General features: G+C 51.4%; 21 protein-coding genes. 9 read left to right on the top strand and 12 right to left on the bottom strand.

From position 1 onward, the window contains the following. The first annotated feature begins 246 nt into the window (after positions 1–246). The 3 genes from NST99_RS12340 to NST99_RS12330 all read left to right on the top strand — a co-directional run bounded on the left by NST99_RS12340 (position 247) and on the right by NST99_RS12330 (position 4,292). Positions 247–1,989 carry a DEAD/DEAH box helicase gene (locus NST99_RS12340; RefSeq protein WP_341091974.1) on the top strand — a complete coding sequence of 581 codons (1,743 nt, stop codon included), beginning with the start codon at positions 247–249 and terminating at the stop codon, positions 1,987–1,989. Beyond that, a complete protein-coding gene (locus NST99_RS12335) occupies positions 1,989–3,068 on the top strand; it encodes a YqhG family protein (RefSeq protein WP_341091972.1) in 1,080 nt (359 codons plus the stop codon). The genes NST99_RS12340 and NST99_RS12335 overlap by 1 nt, the downstream gene beginning before the upstream one ends. Before the next feature lie 159 nt (positions 3,069–3,227). Beyond that, positions 3,228–4,292 carry a hypothetical protein gene (locus NST99_RS12330; RefSeq protein ID WP_341091971.1) on the top strand — a complete coding sequence of 355 codons (1,065 nt, stop codon included), beginning with the start codon at positions 3,228–3,230 and terminating at the stop codon, positions 4,290–4,292. A 141-nt stretch (positions 4,293–4,433) separates the two neighbouring features. Here the strand turns inward: NST99_RS12330 and NST99_RS12325 are convergent, their stop codons facing one another. Beyond that, positions 4,434–4,622 carry a YqzE family protein gene (locus NST99_RS12325; RefSeq protein WP_341091969.1) on the bottom strand — a complete coding sequence of 63 codons (189 nt, stop codon included), beginning with the start codon at positions 4,620–4,622 and terminating at the stop codon, positions 4,434–4,436. A 208-nt stretch (positions 4,623–4,830) separates the two neighbouring features. Here NST99_RS12325 and NST99_RS12320 point away from each other — a divergent pair, with 208 nt between their 5' ends. Continuing rightward, positions 4,831–5,616, top strand: a complete 786-nt coding sequence (locus tag NST99_RS12320) for an N-acetylmuramoyl-L-alanine amidase family protein (RefSeq protein WP_341091968.1) — start codon at positions 4,831–4,833, stop codon at positions 5,614–5,616. Here the strand turns inward: NST99_RS12320 and NST99_RS12315 are convergent. The 3 genes from NST99_RS12315 to NST99_RS12305 all read right to left on the bottom strand — a co-directional run bounded on the left by NST99_RS12315 (position 5,603) and on the right by NST99_RS12305 (position 8,371). Next, positions 5,603–6,541 (bottom strand): divergent polysaccharide deacetylase family protein, encoded by a 939-nt coding sequence (locus NST99_RS12315; RefSeq protein ID WP_341091965.1) that lies wholly within the window; start codon positions 6,539–6,541, stop codon positions 5,603–5,605. The genes NST99_RS12320 and NST99_RS12315 overlap by 14 nt on opposite strands. A 97-nt stretch (positions 6,542–6,638) precedes the next feature. Then, on the bottom strand, positions 6,639–7,733 hold the full coding sequence (locus NST99_RS12310) for a glycerol dehydrogenase (RefSeq protein ID WP_341091963.1): 1,095 nt from the start codon (positions 7,731–7,733) through the stop codon (positions 6,639–6,641). Positions 7,734–7,936: 203 nt separating this feature from the next. Then, a complete protein-coding gene (locus tag NST99_RS12305) occupies positions 7,937–8,371 on the bottom strand; it encodes a MerR family transcriptional regulator (RefSeq protein ID WP_341091961.1) in 435 nt (144 codons plus the stop codon). A gap of 234 nt (positions 8,372–8,605) precedes the next feature. Between NST99_RS12305 and NST99_RS12300 the strand changes: the two genes are divergently transcribed. Next, a complete protein-coding gene (locus tag NST99_RS12300) occupies positions 8,606–9,466 on the top strand; it encodes an SDR family NAD(P)-dependent oxidoreductase (protein WP_341091959.1) in 861 nt (286 codons plus the stop codon). A 102-nt stretch (positions 9,467–9,568) separates the two neighbouring features. Here the strand turns inward: NST99_RS12300 and NST99_RS12295 are convergent, their stop codons facing one another. Then, positions 9,569–10,498: a hypothetical protein gene (locus tag NST99_RS12295; protein ID WP_341091958.1), complete on the bottom strand. Its 930-nt coding sequence runs from the start codon at positions 10,496–10,498 to the stop codon at positions 9,569–9,571. Positions 10,499–11,061: 563 nt separating this feature from the next. On the opposite strand from NST99_RS12295, the gene NST99_RS12290 reads away from it, so the two are divergent. Beyond that, positions 11,062–11,904 (top strand): YihY/virulence factor BrkB family protein, encoded by an 843-nt coding sequence (locus NST99_RS12290; RefSeq protein WP_341091956.1) that lies wholly within the window; start codon positions 11,062–11,064, stop codon positions 11,902–11,904. A 22-nt stretch (positions 11,905–11,926) separates the two neighbouring features. Here the strand turns inward: NST99_RS12290 and NST99_RS12285 are convergent, their stop codons facing one another. The 6 genes from NST99_RS12285 to NST99_RS12260 all read right to left on the bottom strand — a co-directional run bounded on the left by NST99_RS12285 (position 11,927) and on the right by NST99_RS12260 (position 20,612). Next, positions 11,927–13,318: an FAD-dependent oxidoreductase gene (locus tag NST99_RS12285; RefSeq protein WP_341091953.1), complete on the bottom strand. Its 1,392-nt coding sequence runs from the start codon at positions 13,316–13,318 to the stop codon at positions 11,927–11,929. A gap of 27 nt (positions 13,319–13,345) precedes the next feature. Beyond that, positions 13,346–14,902 carry an extracellular solute-binding protein gene (locus NST99_RS12280; protein WP_341091951.1) on the bottom strand — a complete coding sequence of 519 codons (1,557 nt, stop codon included), beginning with the start codon at positions 14,900–14,902 and terminating at the stop codon, positions 13,346–13,348. A gap of 93 nt (positions 14,903–14,995) precedes the next feature. After that, positions 14,996–15,871, bottom strand: coding sequence for a carbohydrate ABC transporter permease (locus NST99_RS12275; protein WP_038589718.1), 876 nt, complete (start codon positions 15,869–15,871; stop codon positions 14,996–14,998). Between the two features lie 24 nt (positions 15,872–15,895). Beyond that, on the bottom strand, positions 15,896–16,807 hold the full coding sequence (locus NST99_RS12270; RefSeq protein ID WP_341097630.1) for an ABC transporter permease: 912 nt from the start codon (positions 16,805–16,807) through the stop codon (positions 15,896–15,898). A gap of 167 nt (positions 16,808–16,974) precedes the next feature. Next, positions 16,975–18,822 carry a sensor histidine kinase gene (locus tag NST99_RS12265; RefSeq protein WP_341091948.1) on the bottom strand — a complete coding sequence of 616 codons (1,848 nt, stop codon included), beginning with the start codon at positions 18,820–18,822 and terminating at the stop codon, positions 16,975–16,977. 59 nt (positions 18,823–18,881) lie between these two features. Then, positions 18,882–20,612: a response regulator transcription factor gene (locus tag NST99_RS12260; RefSeq protein ID WP_341091946.1), complete on the bottom strand. Its 1,731-nt coding sequence runs from the start codon at positions 20,610–20,612 to the stop codon at positions 18,882–18,884. Between the two features lie 286 nt (positions 20,613–20,898). Between NST99_RS12260 and NST99_RS12255 the strand changes: the two genes are divergently transcribed. From NST99_RS12255 to NST99_RS12245, 3 genes are read left to right on the top strand one after another with little or no spacing between them, the layout of a single operon-like run. Further along, a complete protein-coding gene (locus NST99_RS12255; RefSeq protein WP_341097628.1) occupies positions 20,899–21,192 on the top strand; it encodes a PadR family transcriptional regulator in 294 nt (97 codons plus the stop codon). Then, positions 21,189–22,337 carry a DUF2812 domain-containing protein gene (locus NST99_RS12250; protein ID WP_341091943.1) on the top strand — a complete coding sequence of 383 codons (1,149 nt, stop codon included), beginning with the start codon at positions 21,189–21,191 and terminating at the stop codon, positions 22,335–22,337. The genes NST99_RS12255 and NST99_RS12250 overlap by 4 nt, the downstream gene beginning before the upstream one ends. A gap of 44 nt (positions 22,338–22,381) precedes the next feature. Next, entirely contained in the window at positions 22,382–23,059 is a 678-nt protein-coding gene (locus NST99_RS12245) for a DUF7002 family protein (protein WP_341091941.1), read from the top strand. Here NST99_RS12245 and NST99_RS12240 read toward each other — a convergent pair. Continuing rightward, positions 23,040–23,696 (bottom strand): hypothetical protein, encoded by a 657-nt coding sequence (locus NST99_RS12240; protein WP_341091939.1) that lies wholly within the window; start codon positions 23,694–23,696, stop codon positions 23,040–23,042. The two genes, NST99_RS12245 and NST99_RS12240, sit on opposite strands and share 20 nt — an antisense overlap. Positions 23,697–23,708: the final 12 nt, after the last annotated feature.

Genomic DNA, 23,708 nt, shown 5'->3' with positions numbered 1-23,708 from the left:
ATATTGTATCGGAGGTCTTTTTCGATATAAGAAGCCCCGTGGCGAAAAATCGGCATTCATGACGCATTTTCTCACTCTTGCTCGTTTTTTTATAATATCAGAAACTAAAAGTTTCATCTGCGGGTGAGTGAATCTTTAATATGCGCAACTCTTTAGCAATCCATATCAGGTTATGAATTCTCTCTTTTACGCGCATACTACTTCTACGCTAGTTCGATATGATACAGCGCCGGAGGAGGCTGCAACATGACGCAATTATCCCGCAATTCCCTGACGCAAGAGGTCAATACACCCGCACCGCAGCTGCCTGTTCCCCTATCCTTTGAGCGAAACTGGCTGCATGATCTGGAGTCGAGACTGGAGAAAGGCGGGCCTTGGGGGGACCTGAGGTTATCCCGGCTTGCCGTGCAGGGTGAAGAATCGGGCCTTGTCACCAGCTTCGACGAGCTGCAATGCCTGAAGCATTTGTCAGGACTGTCTCCGCTTCCCCACCAGCTTGATACCGCTCATAAGGTACTCTTTGAAATGTCGGGCCGGGCGATTCTCGCCGACGAAGTCGGACTCGGCAAAACGATCGAAGCCGGTCTCGTGCTTAAGGAATATTTGGTACGCGGACTGGTAAGCAAAGTGCTGATTCTGGTTCCCGCCTCGCTCGTCCTGCAGTGGGTACGCGAGCTGAACGCCAAGTTCGGCATAACTGCCGTAGCACAGAAGAAGACCTATTCCTGGGGAAACGACATTGTGGTCGCTTCCATGGACACCGCCAAACGTGATCCGCATAAAGAACTGCTGCTCGGCTGCGAATACGACATGCTGATTATCGACGAGGCCCATAAGCTGAAGAACAAGAAGTCCACCAACTACCAGTTCGTTCAGCAGCTGCGCAAAAAGTACTGCCTGCTGCTCACCGCCACCCCTGTACAGAATGACCTCGGCGAGCTGTTCAACCTGATCACCCTGCTGAAGCCGGGGCAGCTTGGCAATCAGGGGGATTTTGCCGCTAATTTCGTCGTGGACAAACGCCAGCCGAAGAATGAAGTCCAGCTGAGGGGCGAGCTGTCTAAAGTCATGATCCGCAACCGCCGCGGCGAGGGCCCGGTCAACTTCACCAAGCGCAAGGTCCGCAATATACCGCTCACACTCTCACCGGAAGAGAAGGTATTATATGACGGCGTTACCGCCTTTGTCAAAGACCAATATCAGGAATCAGGCGGCAATCTCAGCAGCATGCTTTCTCTGGTTACGCTTCAGCGTGAGGTATGCAGCAGCCGCGATGCTGTATTCATTACCTTGGTGAACCTAATCAAAAAGCTGCCTGCCGATTCTCCGAAACGGGAGCGGATGATGGAGCTGCTGCAGAGCATCCGCACCGTCAAGACGAATACCAAAGCGGAGAAAACGATGGAGCTGATCCGTGAAATGAACGAAAAGGTTATTGTCTTCACTGAATACCGCGCCACGCAGGAATATCTGCTGCAATACTTCCGTGAACACGGGCTGCAGTGTGTGTCATACTCCGGAGGGATGAACCGCGGCAAGAAGGACTGGATGATGGATCTCTTTCGTGGACGGGCCCAGGTGATGATTGCTACGGAGGCCGGCGGTGAGGGCATCAATCTGCAGTTCTGCCACCATATGATCAATTTCGATCTGCCGTGGAACCCGATGCGGGTCGAGCAGCGGATCGGCCGGGTCCACCGTCTGGGCCAGGAGAACGACGTGGTCATCTACAACCTCTCCACAGAAGGTACGATTGAAGAGCATATTCTGCATCTGCTGCATGAGAAAATCAACATGTTCGAGATGGTCATCGGGGGTCTTGATGTGATCCTGGAACGTTTCGAGAAAAAGGAATCGCTGGAGAAAAGCCTTTATAAAATCATGCTTGAAGCCCGCAGCGACGAGGAGCTGCGCAGCGGACTTGACCACATCGGCGAATCCATCAGCGAGCTGACCCAAGGCATACAGAATGAAAGCGAGGCCACCTGATGACCCTTTCTCCGCAACAAGTCCGCAAGCATGTCATGGATTATCTGGAAGCAACGGAGTGCTCGATCCTTGAGGTATCTCCGCTGCATGTGACGGTGAAGCTCTCGCCGCGCGCCGACCGGATGCTCACCGACCGGCCCTATTATTGGGGGTTCGTGGAGCGCACCGGCGTCGATCCGGAGACGCTGTCGTTCACCTTCGTCTTCGACCCGGAGAAGTACGACAGCTTGGCCGCGCAGGCTGCTCCTCCGCCCCGGGCACAACGGGGCGTGGCAAACCGCCCTGCGGCCGGGCTTCTGCCGGGCGCAGGCGGCAGCCTTGGCGCGGCAGAGATGGAAGCAGGCGCGGACAGCCCGGCGGCCGGTTTCGGGCAGCCGCCATCCGCAGGGGCGGCTCCCGCTGAAGCAGACCCGCAGGACGGCATTCTCGCCCGCTACTTTGGCGTTGTGCCGGTACTGCCGCGGATCGGCCCGGGCATGATCCGCCGTGAGGATATAGTATACGGCAGCAAGCGGCTGAAGCAGATCTGGGCCGCCGCGCGTGATGAGGGAAAATGTCTGCAGCTGTTTGAAGACCCGGGAAGCAGACAGCGGATGACGCTGTTCTCTGCGGCCTATGAACCGTGGCTAGGCGTCTGTTACAAAGTGGAGATGACTTGCGATCTGAAGCGGGAAGAGCTGCATTTTATCGGAATTTCCTTAACCAGCGGGGTCATTACCGCCGACTTTGGCACGAGGCTGAATACACGGGAATTAACTCCCCGCTTGCCGGAGAATATTCACATCCAGCCCTCAGAGCTTACAATTGCCGCCGGGGCCGACCGGCTGGAGGCTTATTTGACTTCACAGCTCGCAAAACTGGACTACAGCTGGGCGGAGGAAGCCCGGGAAAGGCTGCGGCTTGAGCTGAGCATCGTAGACATTTATTATGAGGAGCTGCTCAAAGAGCAGGACGAAGAGAAGCGGCTGGCGATCCAGGAGCAATATAACCGCCGCCGGAAGGAGACCTCCTGGCAATACGAGCCGCAGGTTGCAGTTTCTGCCGTAACCTACGGACTGTTTCATCTGCGCAGCACATAGAATGCGACCCTGCTCGCTAAAAGCAGGCAAAAAAACAGTGGAATTCCCGCAACCCGGCGGACAGCATGCAACACCCTTTTTAGAGCTTGTCCGCTACAATTAATTTATACCCGTTCCATGAAGATGATTTGATTTGGACCAAGAAAGGTGAACGACGACATGACTATAAAATCAAGGCGGAAGGCCGTGCCTGGTCGTCGCGGCCGCTTCCTCCTCATTCTGTGCCTCTGCACAATCGGGCTGTCGGCAAGCTCTGCCTTTCCGGCTGCCTATGCCGCTAAGGACACCCGCGTCACTGTCACACAAGCAGTCTCCCCTGATGTGCTGGCCTCACTTGTAATCAAGGTGCAACCATCAACGGAATCGCTGCAGGACTTCACCAAGCTGACCATCCGCAAGCTGTCCGCCGATGCTCCCTTCACAAGCTGGAAAGAAGCCCGTACCGACTATTATCCGCTGGGACCGGGCACACATAGCTGGCTTGTTAATATCATGGACGGCGGGCAGCGCATCGGATACCTGATTGTCTCGGCTACAGAGCAAGGCGGTTATATGCTTAGCGAATACGGAACCGGAACCTCCGGGCTGCCTTACAGCTTGACCGATCTGCGCCAGTTTCTGGTGCAGGAGGAACTCATCTCTTCAGATTATTCAGGAAAGCTTGAACTGACGGCTCTTTACGCCTCTTTGCTCCCGGTGTGGAAATTAACCCTCGACCATACGGATATATATATCAATGCTTCGGTACCGCAAGTTCTGCCGTGGGGTTCAGACAAAGCAGAAGAGGTCCTGAAGGTACAGCTAGATGGAGTCAATACAATCTCCGGGCTGGACTCCGGCTGGTCTCCCCTGCAGACCTACCGGAGTGAAGGTCTGGATGATCCATACGCTGATTTACAGTGGCTGACCAGCCCCAAGCTGAAGCTGGACAGCGCAGAAAACTTCACTATTCTGCTGATTCAAAATGGCAGTCTCGTCTTTCAGTCAGCTGGCAGGAACGATACGACCGGAGCGCCTTTTATGATTACGGGGTATCAGCGCTGGCTGCCTGCCGGTTCCAGCGGGAACAAAACCGGCAGCAGTCCGGCCATCGTCTATGCCGCTGCGGGTCCGAAAGGCAAACGTTACCTCCCTCTCTCAGCTCTTCAAAAAAGCGGTACCCTGCACCAGCTGCCTCTAGCCGGCAAAACAGTGATCGGTACGCTTACAAATTCTAAGCGTTAAAGTAACCCATTGTAAGTACAACGTCTTTCCCGCGGGCATGCAACAAAACAACCTTCCACAGTGCCATATACAGGGCACCTTGGAAGGTTGTTTTCAGTTCAAGCTGTATGCGATTTGCCGGTACTACTAGTTGCAACCTGATCACTTCCTGTCGTTCCGGCTCCATTTGCTCCGCCAGATCGACCAGCCGAGCGGCAGCATGCCGAACCATTTCTCTGCCCACGGCTCTTTCTCGGCCTTTCGCCGCGCCCGGCTGGCACGAGGGTCCTCCATATAAACGACTACCTTTTCCGTAATATACTTCACAAGTTCATCACCGCTGGAAGCCATTTCGCCACCTCCTGAAACTGAATGCTGAATTTGGGCACTCACCTTTGACTTCTGTCTTCTGTCTGGATATCCATGTTCCTAGTGTGCTCTTGAACAGCTATATCTAAACCGTGAAGCTGCTTTTCGTATAGGTTTGCCTGTTCCAGCACAATCTAACAAAGTACCCAGTCCGGTCAAAAGATCATTACCGCACGAGGAGGTCATCCACTTGAACTACTTGATGTACTTGAAGTACCTGAACCCAACCAGAACCCAAACCACCCGGGGAAGCGGTACACTGCGCCGGCTGTTCGTTATCGTGTCATCCGCCCTGTTGCTTATGCTTCCCCTGGGAGATGCGGGAATTGTGCAGGCGTCACCGGTGCCTTCAGGAGCCGCGGCGAAAGAAGAGCGCCAGCATATGCTCGGCCATGATCAACGGATCATTCTGATTGATGCCGGGCATGGGGGAATTGACGGGGGGACATCATATGGCAATATCCTCGAGAAAGATATCACTCTTGCCATCTCCCGCCGGCTGTTCCTGCTGCTGCGCAGTGACGGCTTTGATGCGATCCTTAACCGGACCGGTGACTATGCCCCCAGCGATGATAACCGCTGGCTGCGCAGCTCCTCCCGCCATTTGCGGGACCTTGCCCAGCGCAAGGAGCTGGCTGAGACGCTTCCGGCAAATGTCGTGGTCAGCATTCATATTAACTGGGCCGCTTCACCTTCCAAACACGGACCGCTTGTGCTGTACCGTCAGGAGGGACGCAGCTTCCTGCTGGCGAGATCCATTCAGAACCAGCTCAATCATCTCTATGATGTGAAAGCCAGCCCGTTACGGGGCAAGCCGTTTTATCTGCTCAATAAAATAACCGCCACAACAGTGATCGTTGAGGCGGGTTTTGTGAGCAGCCCGACCGACCGCGAGAAGCTTTGCAGTCCGAAAGGACAAGAGGAAATTGCCGAAGCGATTGCTAACGGTATTGCCGCGTATCTTATGGAGGTGTAAGCTGCGAATTCCATTGCCATTCGTCCCGGACCAGTTCGGAAATGCCTACAAACTCGACACTGTCCTTTGTTTCGGCAATGCCGCTGCGGATGCCCGCAGCGGTCTCTTTGCCCTGGATACCAACATGGCCGATTGCTATACAGTAGTTCTGGTTCAAAGCCCTTTCCTGCACCAGCCGCATTTGCTTCACGACATGACTTGCCGTATGAACATCGTCCAGAAAGATATGATTCTCCACGGGCGGGAGTCCGATCTTCCGGGCCATTCTGCCGGCTACCGAACGGTAATTCGTATGGCTGTCCACAAAAAACAATCCGCGTTTCTTGCATACCGCCAACACGATGCCCATTACCCGCTCATCACCGGTCACCTTTGAGCCCATGTGATTGTTAATTCCAACGGCAAAAGGAACATTGTCCAGTGCAGCCTCGACCTGCTTGCGTACCTCGGCATCGCTCATCCGGGTCAGAACCGCACCCGGGCCCAGCCACTCGGGTTTGCCTTGCTTCGGTTCCATCGGCAAATGCACCAGCACATCGAAGCCCTGCTCATGTGCGCGCCGTGCATCCTTCTCTGTAGTCGATAGAAACGGCATTACGGCAACAGTGATCTTAACCGGCAATTCCAACATTTCCTCCGTACCACGCATGTCATTGCCGAAATCATCGACAATGATGGCTATCCTGCTGCGGGCTGGTTGTTTAATCTCCTGCTGTCCTTCAGCCTTAGCACTGCCGATAACGGCGGGTTCGGCAAGGACGGCTGAAGACACTACAGACCGGCTGCCCCTGGCGTGATGTGAAACTGAACCAGCAGATGTTCCGTGCGCAGTGGCAGCGGGCGGAACCAGCGCCGGCATCAATGCGACAACGGCAATAATTAGATACAGAATGGTGCGTTTGCCCGTATGATTGCTCCTTTTCAAGAGGATCTCCTCCTTCGTGCTATGTTGCCATTGTTCTCATTGTTTGGAACCTGAAGGAGAAATATGTACGGGACAGGTACGCAATAATTAACAATCGTTATCCGGCCTGCTGCCCCCGGCGGTCAGCGGCAATGATCGCATCAAATACATCCTGCGGGGATACCTCAAACGGCATATTTGCCATCGGGCTGTCTGCCTCACAGCTGGCTTGGGCCGCAGCCATAAGTTTCCCCGGCTCCATCTCAGAAAGGCCCATTTCCTTAAGCGTTACAGGCAGGTCCACCTCCCGGCAGAAAGCAACAACGGCAGCGATCTCCTCCTCCGCTGCATGCTCCAGCATCAGCTGCGCCAGCGTGGCGAACGCCACCTTTTCCCCGTGAAGCATATGCCGGCATTCCTCAAGCACAGTCAGTCCGTTATGAATGGCATGGGCGGCGGCAAGTCCGCCGCTCTCAAAGCCGATGCCGCTAAGGTAAATATTCGCTTCCACGATATGGCCGACAGCCGCCGAGGCTATTCCTTGGCGGGCATCCTCTAATGCCTCAGCTCCTTCAGCAAGAAGCGTATCCAGACAAGCACGCGCCAGCGCATATGCGGCGATCGAGCTCTGTCCCCCTGCATGGGTCACAGCGCCGGAATTACGGCAAGCCCTCGCTTCAAAAAAAGTGGACAACGCATCGCCCATTCCTGCCGCCAGCAATCTCGGAGGGGCTTTAGCAATAATATCTACGTCGGCGATTACGGCATTGGGACTTTGCAGCAGAGGGAGATAGCAGTCAAACTCGCCCTCCTCCGAATAAAGTACCGACAATGCGCTGCAGGGCGCATCCGTAGAAGCCACTGTCGGAACAATGACCACCGGCAATCCGGTATAACGGCTGACGGCTTTGGCCGTGTCCAGTGTTTTGCCGCCGCCGATGCCCAGAATTATACCTGTAGCGTTCAAGTCCAGCTCCGCAACAATTTGCTCCACCAGCTTTAGACAACATTCTCCCTTGAACTCACGCTGAACAAGCGGCATAGACTCAGCGTCAAAGCTGCTGACGATATCATTTCCGTAGGTAGCGAGGATGTAAGGATCTACAATGGCATAAGCCCCTGTGGCTCCCATTTGTGTGCAATAAGCACCCAGCTTTGAGATTTCACCGCCGCCTTGAATATATTTTGACGGGGAATAGATGATTTGATTCATATAAAGTTCCTCCTTTTTCCAATCCTTATCAGTTTAAGGAAGAACCCGCCGCCCGGCAAGGACAAAGCAGACATCCTCTGCACTTTTCTAATCCCCACGGTATATGCAATCTGCTCATGCCAAAGAGCGCTCCCCTAAGATTCCAGAAACGCTCCATTGTATAGATCGAGTTAAAACCTGTTCAATTTTGAAGTTGTATAAGCTTAAATTTTCCGGACAGGCATACGTTTGACATCCCCGGTCAGCGTGCATTCCTGTTTGCCAAAGTTGCTCTGAGTGATCTTGGTATCAATCAGGTCCACGATTTGCTGCAGCGAAGCAATCTGGTCCAGTATTTTCTGTCTATGAATCTGAATCATTGCATACAGCTCCGGGTATTCAGCAAGATTGGAATCCAGCGACAGGTCAAGATATGGCCGCATATCATCCAGGGACATTCCCGTTTTTTTCAGACAGGTGATCAGCTTCATGGTTTCGATATCTCCATCACTGTACACCCGGTGGCTGTTCCCTTTGCGCTGTGCCCGGGGCAGCAGTCCGATCTTCTCATAATAACGGATTGTGTCCTCCGTGATTCCCGTCAGCTCAGAGGCCACTTTAATGGAGTAGCCCTTGATCATTGCGTTAACCTCACTCATGCTGCCACCTCCGTTTTCTTATTTTTATATTGTATAACCTGGAGTCAGCTCCAAGTCAACGTTTATTTCACGGCAACCTGCCCTTATCTGCTGCCCTGTTTCAAGGATTTTGAATACCGTCAAAAAATACAGTCAAACCTCCTTGACTTGGAGTCGGCTCCAAGTTATACAATGAGCGCATCATCAACCGTCAGGCCTAAGACCACTATTACTGAACTTTGAGGAGAGATTACTATGACAACACAAACACAGCGCGGAATCGCGCTGATTACAGGAGCCAACAACGGAATTGGCCTGGAATTGACCCGCAAACTGCTGGGTGAAGGCTGGGAGGTGATCGCACTTATCCGCTCTGGATTTCCCGAAGAAGATGCCCCTATCCTTGAAGCACTAAGCAGCAAGCGGGTGCGGATTTATAAGGCGGACCTTGCAGATTTTCATAGTCTGGGAAAAGCGCTCGGGGAGGTTGTGGCGGCTGAACCCCGGATTGATCTGCTGTTCAACAACGCCGGCGGCAGCTTTGCCGAATTGAGTTATTCCAAGCAGGGGCGGGAGCTGCACTTTGAGCTGCAAACAGTGGTCCCCTACATTATAATGATGGAACTAAAAGTGCTGCTCCTGAAAGGAACTCATAAAACGGTGATCAATACTGCCTCCAATGCGGTTCTGACACTGAAGGAATTTAATCCGGATACCCTGGAGCGTCCAGCATCCTTCAAAAAACTGTTCGGCCCCTACGCTACTTCCAAAATGGCGCTTTCACTCTGGACCAAAGAAATCTCCACACAGCTAGCCGCTGAAGGAATAATGATCCGCAGCGCAGACCCGGGGGGCAATAATACGATCCGCAGCGGCAAAAAATCGGGTTTACCTTTTTATCTGAAGCCGATTATCAAGCTGTTCTTCCCTCATCCCAGCTACGGGGCCGGTCTGCTGTACAAAGCGGCTTTCGGCAGGCACAGCCATGTGCCCGGAGTATTTCTCGTCAAAGACGAGGTGAGCAACCTGAAGTTCGCCTCCGAGAGCCGCAAGGTTCTGGAAAAAGTGCAGGCCATTTATGAACATGAGTATGTTCCTGCCTACAACAGCTCTTGATAATGTGGGGTGGCTAACTAATTGTAGTACAACCAAAATTATTGCATTTTTCATTTTAGGAGGTCAGTTCGACTGATTTACCATATCCTCATCACAATCCTTTTAGCCGCCCAATCCTTTAAATGCGCGCAGCAGCAGCAAATTTTCAATCGCAATACTCGCTTTCCACCAGTTTTCGGCGACTGCAAATTCTTTCTCATAAGCAGCCCAGCTCCAGGTCAAATTCCAAACTCCCTCCGGATTTCGGGTGCTCAGTATGTAGTCCAGCTCTTGTTGAACCAGCGCTGCGTGATCCGCGGCACCCAAACTATCCGGTGTTTTGATAAATGCAGAAGGTCTGCAGCTGTATCCGTTCCAATCCCCGGCTCCGCGTGCCAGCAGCACTGCGATTTGGGCTCTGGCAGCTACTATTAGCTGCGGATAAGCGAAATGCTCCTCGACCTTAGCGGCAGAGATACACTCCAGCATCGTGAGCACACATATCAGCGGATGCATCTCTATATCGGGATGCTCCAGAAACCTGCCTGCCAAGTCTTTGGCAATTTGCATGCCTTGTTCATAGAGCCGGCTATCTCTGTCGGCAAATTTGAGGATTGCCCCAGCCAGAATTGCTGTCGGATTATACATACTGCGGGCGGTGCTGTTCGAATCCGTATGCCACCATGGGGCATGAGGGTAATCATTATTGGAGTCCACTACATTCCTCCAGATACCTTCATCCATCTCCGCTCCACTGTCCAGATACCTCATCATCCCTTGAACGATCGGATGGGTCCGGTCATCAAAATGAACCTCCAGCAGCTTCTCTACCGCTGTCGCTGTCTGAATCGGTGTGGAGTTCGGATTCCAGGAGTCGGCTTCAAGCGCATGTCCAAAACCGCCGTCTTCATTCTGATAAGCAGATAAGGCCTCCAACACTGCGGACAAAGGCCCTTCTTCGAAATGGAACCTCCATCTGGCGAGATCCAAAGGACGGGCATTGCGGTAAAACCAGCTGCGAATTCTGTTGTAATCCGTAAGCGGCAAACTCATTATGATTCTCCTTCCGGTAATTAGATCGGCCTGTAAGTCCTTGGTGCTAAAGTATATACTTGTATTAAACAAAACCCGCTATGTAGATAGCTATGACATCACTCATTATTTTTACAATGACGTACAATCTCTATTTCTGGGTCCTAAAGGATACATTGATATTACACTTGTGGTTTAAGAAGTTGATAACGGCTATATCCTTACTGCTTGTATTACCGTTGTCCACAACAAATATCTATGCGGCCACTCCGCTCCATATCGTGGCGAATTCAGTTGATTATTCTGCATCTCAATTTATGATTAAGGAAAATCATGTTTATTGCAGAGAAGTCTATTTCCTGGGATAAGGAGTCGAACAAAATAACGGTAGCGGGTAAAATAAGCTATTGAGCGATAACCGCCGCAGACTATGTTCCACCTCTTGTCTAATCCACAATTTGGAGTTTCCGCTTTGGTTCAGCCTCTGCCCCTAAGGCATACCGTTGGAAAATTTGCGGTTATGTTAATATTAAAAAATATGTACATGCATAACATAAAAGAAAAAGCGGGTAGAGGAGTGAACTATGAACAAGACTAAGGATGCCGCAGGTGTGTTCTCTTTGATGAAGCAGCTGTTCCAAAAAATCAAACTCGACGATGTGCAGGGTATCAGTGCGCAGTTGACTTATTATCTGATCCTCTCCCTGTTTCCTTTCCTGATCTTTATTATGACACTGATCGGTTACGCCCATATTTCTATCGAGGACAGGATTGCGGAGCTGCAGCAGATCATGCCTGCCGAAGCCGTCTCTATTATTGAAGAGATTCTGCAGGATGTATCCGAGGGACGGAGTGAGGCCCTGCTGTCCTTCGGGATGCTGGCCACGCTGTGGGCTGCCTCCAAGGGCATCAATGCCATCATCAAAGGGCTTAACCGCGCCTACGATATTGATGAGAGCAGGGTGTTCTGGAAAATACGGGGGATTGCTTTCCTGGCCACCATGATCATTGGTGTTGTTGTTCTGCTCAGCATTCTGCTGCTCGTACTGGGGAGCTGGCTGAAGACACAGATTTTTCTGCTCGCTGATCTGCCTTACGGGCTGCAGAAGGTATGGGATCTGCTGCAATATATCGTCCCGCTGTTCGTGCTGTTCGTCGTGTTCACTCTGCTCTACTGGATTGCACCCAGCCGGAGGCTTACGCTAAAAGAGGTTATGCCCGGCGCGATGTTCTCCACCATCGGCTGGATCATAACCTCCATTCTCTTCTCCATTTACGTCAACCAGTTCAGCGATTTCACCAAAACCTACGGAAGTCTCGGAGGCGTCATGATCCTGCTGATCTGGCTGTACATCAGTTCAATCATTATACTGGTCGGCGGCGAGATCAACGCGCTCCTGTTCAATCGCAGGCCCATCCGTAAATAGATTCCGGTGAGGCTGAGGCATTTTAGACTACACCATTCTTCGCTTCATCGTGCGGTTTGGCGGAGTCTGCCCCGGCTATCTCGGGAAGGTATGCTCCTTCTTCTTGCAAACGTCTGCGCAAGGTAGGGATATCCACCGCATGCACGTCATTGTCAGGAAGCTTCACTGCCAGTGCTGCGGCAATCCCGGCGGCTTCGCCCATGGCCAGACAGACCGGCATCACCCTGACACTGCCTTGGACCTCGCGCACACAGGAGATGGAACGCCCGGCGACCAGGACGTTTCTCAACGTCCGCGGGGTCAAACAACGGTAAGGAATGCCATGCGATTCGCCCGGACCGTAACGTTTAATGACTTCCTGCTTGCCTCCAGCCTGCTTCTCTTCCTTTTCCGTCCCATGGATATCAATGAAATAGCTATTGCGGCAGATTTCATCCGCGAAGCTGCGTCGGTTCACATAATCCTCCACACTTAGTACGTAATCCCCGGTAATTCTTCTTGTCTCACGCACTCCCATTAACGAACCTGTACTGGCCACAAAAGAGCTGCCGAAGGATGCCGGCATAAACTCGGCAAGCGCCTCCCTGTAAACTGCGGCAAGTTTCCTTCCCTGCATCAGTGCAGCCGATACCGAAAAGGCATCCGTGTTGTCCACTTCCCATAAATGGCCGGCGTTAAAGCCTACCGTACGGGGAGCAATCATATTGTTGCAGATATGCGAATCCGGGATCAACGGATATTTGCCGGACCGCAGAATGTCATAGATCGGACTGGTTTTATTATTGCCATGCAGCAGCGGTCCGTTCAGATAAGCATATTCATCCACATTCCCGAGGTTGAAGCAGTGCGTGGCCGGCATGAGGTCACCGGTTCCGGTATCGCCCTTGAGGTATTCCGCGCCTGCCCAAGCCGCAACATCGGCATCTCCTGTACAGTCGATATATACCTTGGCCTGCATAGCCTGCAGGCCGCTTTTGCTGGCCGTAATCAGTGCTTCCACCCTGCCGTCTTCACCGGTTTCCACAGAGCCAAGCAGGGTCTGGAACAATACAGTTACACCAGCTTCTTGAACCAGCTCATCATAGATGACCTTCAGCTTCTCCGGTTCAATCGGCACCCAGTCCATGGCATCCTTGTCAACATGCGGCATCTGAGCTTTCAGGGCTTCAAATACTTTCATCGCCAGCCCTCTATAGATGATGGTCTCCATGTCGGAGAATGGACACCATGCCGGCACCAGTCCCGAGGTTCCCATTCCGCCAAGGCTTCCCGTCGCTTCAATCAGCAGTGTTCTTGCCCCTTCACGCGCGGCGGCGGCGGCGGCCGTGCAGCCCGCAGGGCCGCCGCCCACAACGATCACATCCCAGTTGTCCTGGAGCGGAACTTCATTGCTCCGCATCCTGTAGGTTTTCATTCTATTTTCCTCCAAACACTCAGCCTTTTATTTAGCGGATGCCGCATACCAGTCATTAACTTCTTTGACACTCGCTTCTCCGCCAGCGGCATTGTACTTTTCAACAAAGGTTGTTACCGCCTCAGGGGTCTCCTCACCTACGATTACCTTGACGGCAAAATCATTGATCATCTGACCCAGTGAAGCATTGCTCTTGGAATATTCCGGCAGGGATGGAGCCAGCGCAAGCGGATCAGAGATTCTGGCCTCTGCAGGCAGCTCATTGTTAAGGAAGGAGAAACCGGCAAACAGACGTGCATCCTTCTGGACACGGGCCTGCCAATAGATTGGATACAGCTTTTCATCGATACCGGTCAGATAGTTGCTTGCATTGCCCCGTTCATCCGTGAACAGAGGCAGAATCGGGCTGTACATGCCATCTTTAAACGTATGATGTTTGCCTTCCTCTCCGATGGCGATCAGCTTGAACGTTTCTTTCTCCAGCTTGGCATTGATCCATTTAATTGCATCTTCAGGATGTTTGGCAGATTTCGGAATAAAGGTAATGCGGTCGAACCCGCCGCTCATCCCGAGGCCCATTTGCCCGTCTTTCCCTTTTAAGGCAGGAAGGTAAGCAAACTTGGCATCCGGGAAATTTGCAGCCAGCGCATCAGCAATGCCCGGAATGTCATACCAGGGAAGCTGAATTACACCCACCTTGCCGCTGGTGAACTTCTCCTTCAGGGTAGCATCCTTGTTCACTGCAAATTCCTTGTCCAGAAGACCCTGCTTATACAAATCGGACATATAAGTTAAATATTCCTTGAATCCCGGGTGCAGCGGTGTCGGCACCAGTTTGCCGTCGACCTGGTTCCAGCTTGTGCCAATTCCGAATGCACCGGTAATATTGGCTGTCGTTGCGAGAGCACCGTCAATGGACATCGGTGCGCCGTTGCTGCCGTTACCGCCGGGATCTTTTTCCTTAAACGCCTTGAGCACTGCTGTAAATTCATCCAGCGTCGTCGGCATCTTTAGCCCCAGCTTATCGAGCCAATCCTGGCGGATCATCAGATCGGCCCCGGCAAACTGCGAAGAGCTGTTCGGAATCGCGTACAGTTTGCCATCTACCTTCATGGCATCAAAGGACGCCTCTGAGATGGACGCTTTAATGTTGGGTCCAAACTCATCAATTAGCGGTCCCAGATCCACCAGCGCACCCATTTTGGCATAATCGGTATACACGGCTTTTTCACCGGAAATGGTAATAACGTCATAAGGCTCACCGGAGGAAATCAGCAGGTTAAGCTTATCCATCGCTTTGTCTGCCGGTAGCATTTCGTATTTCACCTTGTAGCCGGTCTGTTCTTCAATCACTTTGGCAAGCGGATACGTGTTGTAATCATCCTTTGACCACAGATTGAGTGATTTCAGCTCAGGTTTGGAATCGCTTTCAGTTATTGCAGCGGTTGTAGACGCCGGAGCCTTTGCCCCCTCCTCTGTTCCCTTGCTCTCTTTGTTACCATTGTTACCCGATGAACCGCAGGCCGTTGCTGCAAGCAGCAGCCCGGTGCACATCATGAGAGACAATCCTTTTCTATATTTCATCCTTATAACCCTCCTCCAATTGTATGGGGTGATGCTGTATATGAAACGCTCTGTCAAAGAGCGGCTTCATAGCGCAAGCTGCGGGGACAAAACTCAGCCTTTTACAGAGCCGATCAGCACCCCTTTGATAAAATACTTCTGCAGAAACGGATACACAAACAGGATCGGGACAGTGGAAGCTACCACAGTCGCTGCGCGTATGCCTTCAGGTGACATATTCATGAGATCGTCCACGCTTTTGTTCACAGCATTGGCCGCACTGGCATCCATTACGACATCCTGCAGATACAGCTGCAAAGTCTTAAGCGCGGTATCGTTGATATAGATCATCGGGCCGAAATAATCATTCCAGAAGCCCACGGCATAGAACAGGGCAATGGTGGCGATAACCGGCATGCTGAGCGGCAGGATGATCCGGAACAGTATAGTGTACGTCTTGGCACCGTCAATCCGTGCCGATTCCTCCAGCGCTTCGGGAAGACTCTCGTAGTAACTCTTGATAACCAGCATATTAAAGACACTGATCATCCCGGGCAGAATCAGCACCCATAGATTGTTGATCAAATGCAGCTGGCGCATCAGCAGATAATTGGGAATCAGCCCTCCGTTGAACAGCATAGTGAAGATGAACAGCACCATAATGAAGGAAATACCCGGCAGATTACGTTTGGATAACGGGTACGCGGTAAGTGCGGTCATCAGGATCGAAATAGCCGTTCCTACTACAGTGACACCGATGGATACACAAAAGGCGCGTATGAACATCGAGGAGGAAATAACCTCCTTCAAAGTGTCAAGCTGGAAGCCCACAGGCAGGATGCCCACCTTGCCGGAAGTGATTGCCCATTCTTCACTGACCGATTTGGATAACACGTTCAGCAGCGGCAGAAGCATAATAATCCCCAGGGCGATCAGGAAGACATACACGGAGATATCGAGCACCAGATCTCCTTTGGTTCGTTTGGTCATTGTTATCTTCTCTCCCTTCCCGGATTACCAGATTCCGCGCTTAAGCAGCTTGCGGCTGATGTAGTTGCCTGAGACAATCAGGATGAAACCGACGACGGAGTTAAACAGCCCGACTGCTGTACTGAAGCTGTAGTCCATCTTGCCAAGACCGATCCGGTACACGAAGGTTCCGATGACATCAGCTGTTTCATATACCACCGGATTGTACATTGTGAGAATTTGCTCTGTACCCGCGTCGAGTACTGAACCGAGACGGAGTATGAACATCAGCACCACCGTCGGCAGAATTCCCGGAATGGAAATATGCAGCATCCGGCGGATTCTGCCCGCCCCATCAATGGCAGCCGCTTCATATTGCTCCTGATCAATACCGGCAATGGCGGCAATGAAGACGATGGCATTCCAGCCCGTTTCCTTCCAGCCTGCGGTAAACACCACGAGACTGCGGAAATACTCATTGCTGACAAAAAAACTGACCGGCTCTCCGCCAAACCACTGGATGATGTTGTTGACCAGCCCGCCCGATGTGGAGAGGATGGTCACGAATAAGCCAGAGATAATGACCCAAGACAGAAAATGCGGAAGATAAATGATCGTCTGAATCGTCCGTTTGAAGAACATCAGCCGAACCTCGTTCAGCACCAGCGCGATGAAGATAGGAACCGGAAAAAGGATCACAATTTTATAAACGCTGATTAACAGCGTATTCATAAACACCCTTCCGAATTCTTCCGACTGGATCAGCTTATGAAATTGCTCCAGCCCTACCCACTCGCTGCCCTTAATGCCTTCAAAAATGTTGAAATCCTGAAAAGCAATCAGCACCCCGTAAAGCGGTGTATATTTGAAGAGCAGGAGAAACAATAATCCGGGGATCAGCAGTACATAATAATCCCTGTTTCTCCATGCATATCTCCACCTGCTTGCGGACCTGATTCTGGTTGGCTTAACCTTGCTCTTCGGGTTCAAATCCGTGACACCTGCGCCCAAGATGACTCACCCCCAACTGTTTATGGGTTAATTATAAAGATGGACCCCGGTACTGGTGTAGGAGGTAAAGCGATTATTTCTGGTCTCAGGTGACTGTAATAAAGCTGCAGAAACTATTCTGATGAAACCGCTTTAAATTTCACAGTAACAAGGGTTCCCTTTCCGATCTCCGTCTCAATGGACAAGCCATACCGGTTGCCTGAGAAATAGCGGATTCTTTCATTGACATTATAGAGCCCAAACGAACCCTCTGAACTGCCCGGCTGAAGCCCGGCAGACGGCTCGGTCAGCAGACGGTTGGCCTGCTCCTGACTCATACCGATTCCGTCATCACAGACTGTGAGTACAATATCTCCCTGTTCAAGAGCTGCGGTAATTGTGATCACTCCTTGTTTTTGCTTCGTCTTGCGGATGCCGTGAAGCAGAGCATTCTCCACCAGAGGCTGCAGCGTCAGCTTCGGCATTATATATTGTTCAAGCCCCGGTTCCGCATGAATGGTAAATGTAAACGTGGACGGGAAGCGGTTCTGCTGAATCTCCAGGAACACCTTGGCCAGATTCAGCTCATCCACAATGCTGACGTTGTCGCGCCCTTGGTTCAGGCTGAGCCGGAAATAACGGGCCAGCGCTTCAATCATCTGGCTCGTGTCCTCAGCGTCATGGGCAATGGCCGACCAGTTGATCATATCCAGGGCGTTGTACAGGAAATGGGGATTGATCTGCGCCTGAAGTGTGCGAAGCTGGGCCTCCCGCTCCTGCATCTTGGCCTGATACGATTCTTCCATCAGGTTATTGACCTTGTGAATAAGATGGTCCACACTGCGCTCCAGCAGCCGAAAATCACCATCAGGCATGGAGCGGCGGTCCTCCAGCCAGCCGATCCCTTCCTTGCGGATCATTCTGAGAATCATCTGTACTCTGCGCTGCATGCCTTGAATCATGAACATGAAGAGAACAAAGACCAGTACCAGGAACAAAACCGTAATTCCCGCGAGTGTAGCAATACTGGTGAACTGATTCATCGCTGTAGCCCTGTGTGAAATCTCAGGCTCCGATACCTGTGCAACCAGCTTCCAGCCAGTCGTTCCGATGGTGGTGTACACTACGTTCACTTCTTCACGGCCAATCGAATGCTTTAGGATGCCTTCCCCCGAGTGTTCGATGGTGTCAAGCAGCTCTTCAGGCAGGACATCCGCTTCCTGTTGCAGATTTCCTGGTTTGTTATCCGACTTATTCAGACCGGTACTATCTGAACTGTAGATCAATCTGCCGCTGGCATCGGTTAGAAAAGGCGCATACTTGTCCGAGAACTGCAGCTCCGACATAATCTCCCCGATCAAACCTTCGGACACATCCATCACGAGAATACCCACAATCTCTTCATATTCCTGGGGATTGCGCAGCATCCGGGCTACGGAAAAAATATTTTTTTTACCAATGTCGTTATACTTCTCCTGGTAAACACCGGTCCATACCATCCCCCCGCCGGCCTCTATCACCGATTCATACCATGGATATCTCTTTGCATCCTCGAGGGAATACAGATTAATCCGGTCTCCGGCATACAGGCGGGAAGGATCAACAAAAAAACGCAGGCGGAAAATATCCTCATTCTCCTGCGCGGTTTCGGCCAGATTGCGGAGCTCCTTAATTTGTTTTAGCTGCTCCGTGATACTGGCTTTCTGGAGCAGATTATCGTAGAGGATTTGGTTCATAAACACCGAATTGCTGCTGTCGCGGATGTGTTCCAGCTTGTAAGTTAAATTCAGCCCTGCCTGCTTAAGTGTAAGCTGCATCGAACGGGTAACTTCCTGTTCCAGAATTTCACTAGACCGCTGATAAAAGGAGGCCAGTAAAATAGACACCGGCAGCAAGATTAGCAAGGCATAGACAAGCAGCCACTTTCTTGCGGCCAGAATCCCCTGTCCAAGTCCAGTCAGATAGCTCCATCCCAGTTTCATAAAGGTGACCCCTCATTTCTCCGGCCTTTTTGTCGTATCGCCCTTGGGAGGCACAAGTTCTAATTTTGCTGTTCTCTGTAGGCGCTGGGTGTGCTCCCGGTCATTTTTTTGAACAGTTTGCTGAAATGGCTGGGATCGGTATAACCTACGGCATAACAGACCTCGTAAAATTTGTTCTGCGGATCTCTCAGCAGCGTTTTCGCCTTTTCAATCCGTACTTTGGTCAAATATTCAAACACGGTTTCACCCGTTTCCTGCTTATACAGCAGCCTTACATAGGTAGGACTGAGATATACGCCTGCTGCAATATCGGCGATCGTCAAATTGTCCGCATAGCGCTCTCCGATCAGGCGGCGGACCCGTTCAATGACCTCACTGGACTTTCCGCTGCGTTTGGCCTCCACAAAATCACAGACATGCCGCAAATACGATTCCGTATACCGCAGCAAATCCTGTATCGTTTCCTGGCGCATAACCAGCTTCCAGGCTTCCATTTCCCGTTGCTCCCACTCTGCCGTCATGCCGTTCAGCTCTATCAGCACCTGGCTGGACTGCAGGATCAGGTGGAGACTGACATTCTGCGCGTAACGGGAGCCCTGCCCCCGGTTCTGCTCCAGCAGGCCAAAGATACCACTCAATTCCCCCTGCAGCCGGTTTTGATCGCCTGACTTAAGGGCAGTGATTACGCGTTCGCTCCATTCCGGCTCAAATCGGTAACGCAGATTCTCTCCGGACTCAATGTTATCCATCGTCAGAATGCGATTTTTACCCAGATACCATTTCTGGTCGGCGGCAGCTCTTGCCTGCTTATAAGAGGCCGGCACCTCAGAAAGGCTGCCTACTCCATCCCCCACCCCGATGGTTACGCTCAGCTTCAGCCATTTTCGCAGATTGTCGCGGATCGATTCCGCCAGCAGCAGCAATTCGTTCTCGGGAGAGCGGTCAGCTGAAAGCTCTGCATTTTCTCCAGCTTCTCCTGGCCGGGGCACTGCATCTAGAATATCTGCCGCCCTGCCCGCAAGCTCCGGTTTGATCTCCCTGTCCGCCTCCTGCCCTCCAAAAGAACGGGTCAACAAAATGCCGACATACTCTCCCGGCTCCTTCTCAAACGTCACACCACGCATTTGCTTATCCGTTAACTCTTGAATGATATTCAGCACCGTATAGGACAAAAGCTGTTTATCCCGCTCACTGCGTGAATCCATTACCTGCGGAACATCATCAATTACGATGACCATAATGATATAGCTGTCCGCAGAGAGCAGCGACAGTCCCAGAAATTGCAGTTTATCCTGAACCTGGGCCATGTTGATGTTGTCGCTGACCACCGACAGCAGAAATTTCTCGCGCAGCAGCGGCATGCTCTGGGTCAGCTTAACCTGCATTTCCTTCACCCGGGCCCGCTCCCGCCTCTCCGCATCCAGTGCAGCAGTCACTTTTTCCATCACAGCGTACAATTCTTTTCTGCTGACTGGTTTAAAAATATAATCAGCCGCATGCATCTGCAGCGCCGATTTCAAATACTCTGCATCGTTATGCCCGCTGATGAACACGATTTTGGCATCCGGCAGCAGCGCACGGACCTCCGCAGCCATCGTAATTCCGTCCATGGAAGGCATTTGCACATCCGTCAGCACAATATCCGGCCTAAGCTCACGTATGAGCGTAAGCCCTGTATCTCCGTCATCCGCAGTTCCGATCAATTGAATCCCTTGTGCCGCCCAGTCTACATAAGTGCGCAGCCCGTTCACCACCGAGGGCTCATCATCCACAATGACTAATGTTTTCACAGTATCAGTTCCTCTCTATATGAGATTATTTGTTTCACAGAATTAAATACCTTATTTCATTGTAAAAAATTTCAACCGATTAAGATATTCTCCTGCAAAAATAATACAAAGTAGGATTAATGGATTGTAATCCCCCTCATTTCTTATTTCCCGGGAAAGTTTCTTTGCATAATAAGTCACGTAGTGATATAGTCACGTTATGACATAGTCACGATGAGACATATATTATGTGAAAAAGGTGATCCTGGTGTCCTCCATTGAAAAAGCACTTAAAAAGTACGTGCCGATGACCGAGACAGCATTCTACATTCTGTTGTCCCTGACCAAACCGCGCCACGGATACGGAATCATCAAGCATGTTGAAGAATTGTCAGGCGGACGGCTCAGACTGGGGTCAGGTACGGTCTATGGAACATTGATCAAAATGAACAAAGACGGCTTGATCACCGTATTTGCCGATGAAGAGAGAAAAACGGTATATGAGGTATCGGAGCTTGGAAAAAAAGTGATGACCGTAGAAATTGGCAGATTGAAAGAGCTGCACAGCAATGCGATTAACTGCGAGGAGGAATTCTTATGAAGACTGTATTTCGGCCTTTCTGGAGCTATGACTTGCTCAAAACAGAAACCTGGCTGACCGGGATGGCCAGCCAGGGATGGCTGCTTGAAGGATGGAATATTACACTTCGGCGGTTTATTTTCCGGCAGGGTAAGCCGGGTAACATTACCTTTCAAATCGGGTATGCTCCATCAGCTCAAACCTCCTTGTCCACCTATCTGGCCGCTGAGGGCTGGACAAGGAACGTGCATCAAGGGAAGTGGACCATTTATGCCAATGAACGGCAACCCGGCCAAATCAACGCCTACCCCTCCCGTAAGGAAGCGATCAAGCGAAACCGGAAGATTTCTTATTTTTTCACAGCGATTATCGTTTATTTGTTATTAATTGCACTAATTCCGCTAATCACGATAGGTTTTTCCCTTTCCCAGGATACGCCCCTCCGGGTAGTGAAAAGCCCCATGTGGCTGGTTACCTATATCGCTGCAGCCTTCGCCATCGCTCTGCTGGTACTCGCGTTCTATTCCGTTATCAAGATCAGGGCAGCCAATAAAACATTACGCGGGGACAATCAAGACAGCTACGAACTTGACGTACAGCCCAATCCTACCGGACCCAAGATCATCCGGATCAAACTAGGCTGGATGTACGCTCCGGACCGGCTGGAGCAGTGGCTTGAGAACAAAGAACGGCTTGGATTTAATCTGTGTAAAATCGGTCCAGGCGGAACACTGTTCTATTTCAGCAAAGGCAGCCCACGGCGGATGAACTATCATGCCGACTATCAAGTGATTTCCGATGAAGGTTATTTGGAGCTGCATAGGGAAGCCGGCTGGAAGAACGTCTACAGTTCCCTCTCCTCCTTGCAGAAATGGACGATCTGGAGCCGGGAATATTCGGAAGGCGCTGAGCGCCCTGAAATATACAGCGATCAATTCCACCGCTTAAAGCACGCCCGAAAAATCGCCATCAGCTACACTGCGCTATTCCTCCCGATGCTTCTGCTCTATAGCGTGAATTTGGGGGCATTTATTGATGGCATGCTAAATGACGGAATCACCGCTTCCCGGGCATGGATTACTTCGCTTATGTTCATCAGCATTCTCCTTTTCGGGTCGTTCGCGGGCAGAACCTGGCTGTATTACCGGCGTCTTAAGAAACAATAGGCCGTTGAAGAATATCCGCCTACCGCAAAGGACAAAATGCCAATATGATAACAACCACCCTAGCAGCTATCACTAAAAGCCCGTTAAGACGCTCGCTCTACCATTTCACCAGAGCACGCAATCTTCCGGCTATTGCCGGACTGGACAGACTGGCCGCATCCGTGCTTTTAGACCCTGAGCATGCATGCGGTGTGCACCGGACGACGCTGCAGCAGTCCCGCTATCAAGGCCGCTCAGTCTGGTTAAATGCCCATCTGCGGATCACGCCTGAGGCCATGGACCCGGAAACAACGCCGGAGCAATTCCGCGCCTGCCTTGACCGGCATGTCTTCCTGTGGCCGACAGAGCGTGATTGTCTTGCCATGGCTGCTATGTACTCCCGCAGAGAACCCATGGAACATTTTGCCATCCTGAAATTCTCCGCCTATGAACTGCTGAGTGATCATTTCGAGCATATCAGGCTGTCCAAATATGACTCCGGAAGCTCCCCGCGGTATCCGCACCGGATGTCTTACCGCAAGAGCTGCGGGATGCTGCTGCCCATTGAACGTTTCATGGAAGCTGCCGGACATTCGATCCCAACCAAACCTTCCGAGATCAAAGAAGTGCTGGTTGAACAGCAATTGACTCCGGTAAGCCGCTATCTCCAGACGGTATATTGCTCCGACCCCGAAAGGGTTCCTGAGGTCTGGAAGCCGCTTTTTATGCCGGGATACCTGTAATATAAAAAGCAATAAACAACAATCCGGGCATTAAGGTTGCCGGGAAGCCTTTGAATCCCTTTTTATCTTTTACAGCAAAAATGACGGCAATGTTCAGCAGCTGCCCTCCCAGAATGGGCAGTACTGCAAATAACAGGGCAAACTCACTGTCCGATTTCAATGCTACCATTGTCAGCATCGAATAATAGACCAAATCCCCCACACCGATGAGCGGGATCAGCCCCCGCTTTCCGGGAACCGGAAGACAAATAGACAACCGCGCAGCTGTATTGTTTTGTCCTATTAGTTTGGCATTAAGCGTGAACCGCCCTCTCTTGGTGAAACTAAACACATCCATTACCACCACTCCGAGAGCAGCACCAATGATCGCACTCTCCGACACGAATACGTAGGCTGACAGCATATGCGCCAGAAAAAGTGCGCAGACGATGTTCAAACCATTGTGCAGATAAATAACAGTCCGGCTGATCCTCTTCTTCCAGATCCAAATATTTGCTGCTAACGCAGCTGTGAATCCGGCAATGGCAATCGCATGCGGCAACTCACGAACAATTCCCGCCAATGTCGTTATAAGCACCGTAAGAAAAAAAATATAAGTAAATTCCCAATGCATCCTGTTCTTTGCAGCATCAACCATTGTGATCTTCCT

Origin of the sequence: Paenibacillus sp. FSL L8-0470, from assembly GCF_038008625.1 — a bacterium.
GTDB lineage: Bacteria > Bacillota > Bacilli > Paenibacillales > Paenibacillaceae > Paenibacillus_AQ.
The sequence above is the reverse complement of the archived record's forward strand: the minus strand, read 5'-3'. Positions and strand labels throughout refer to the sequence as shown.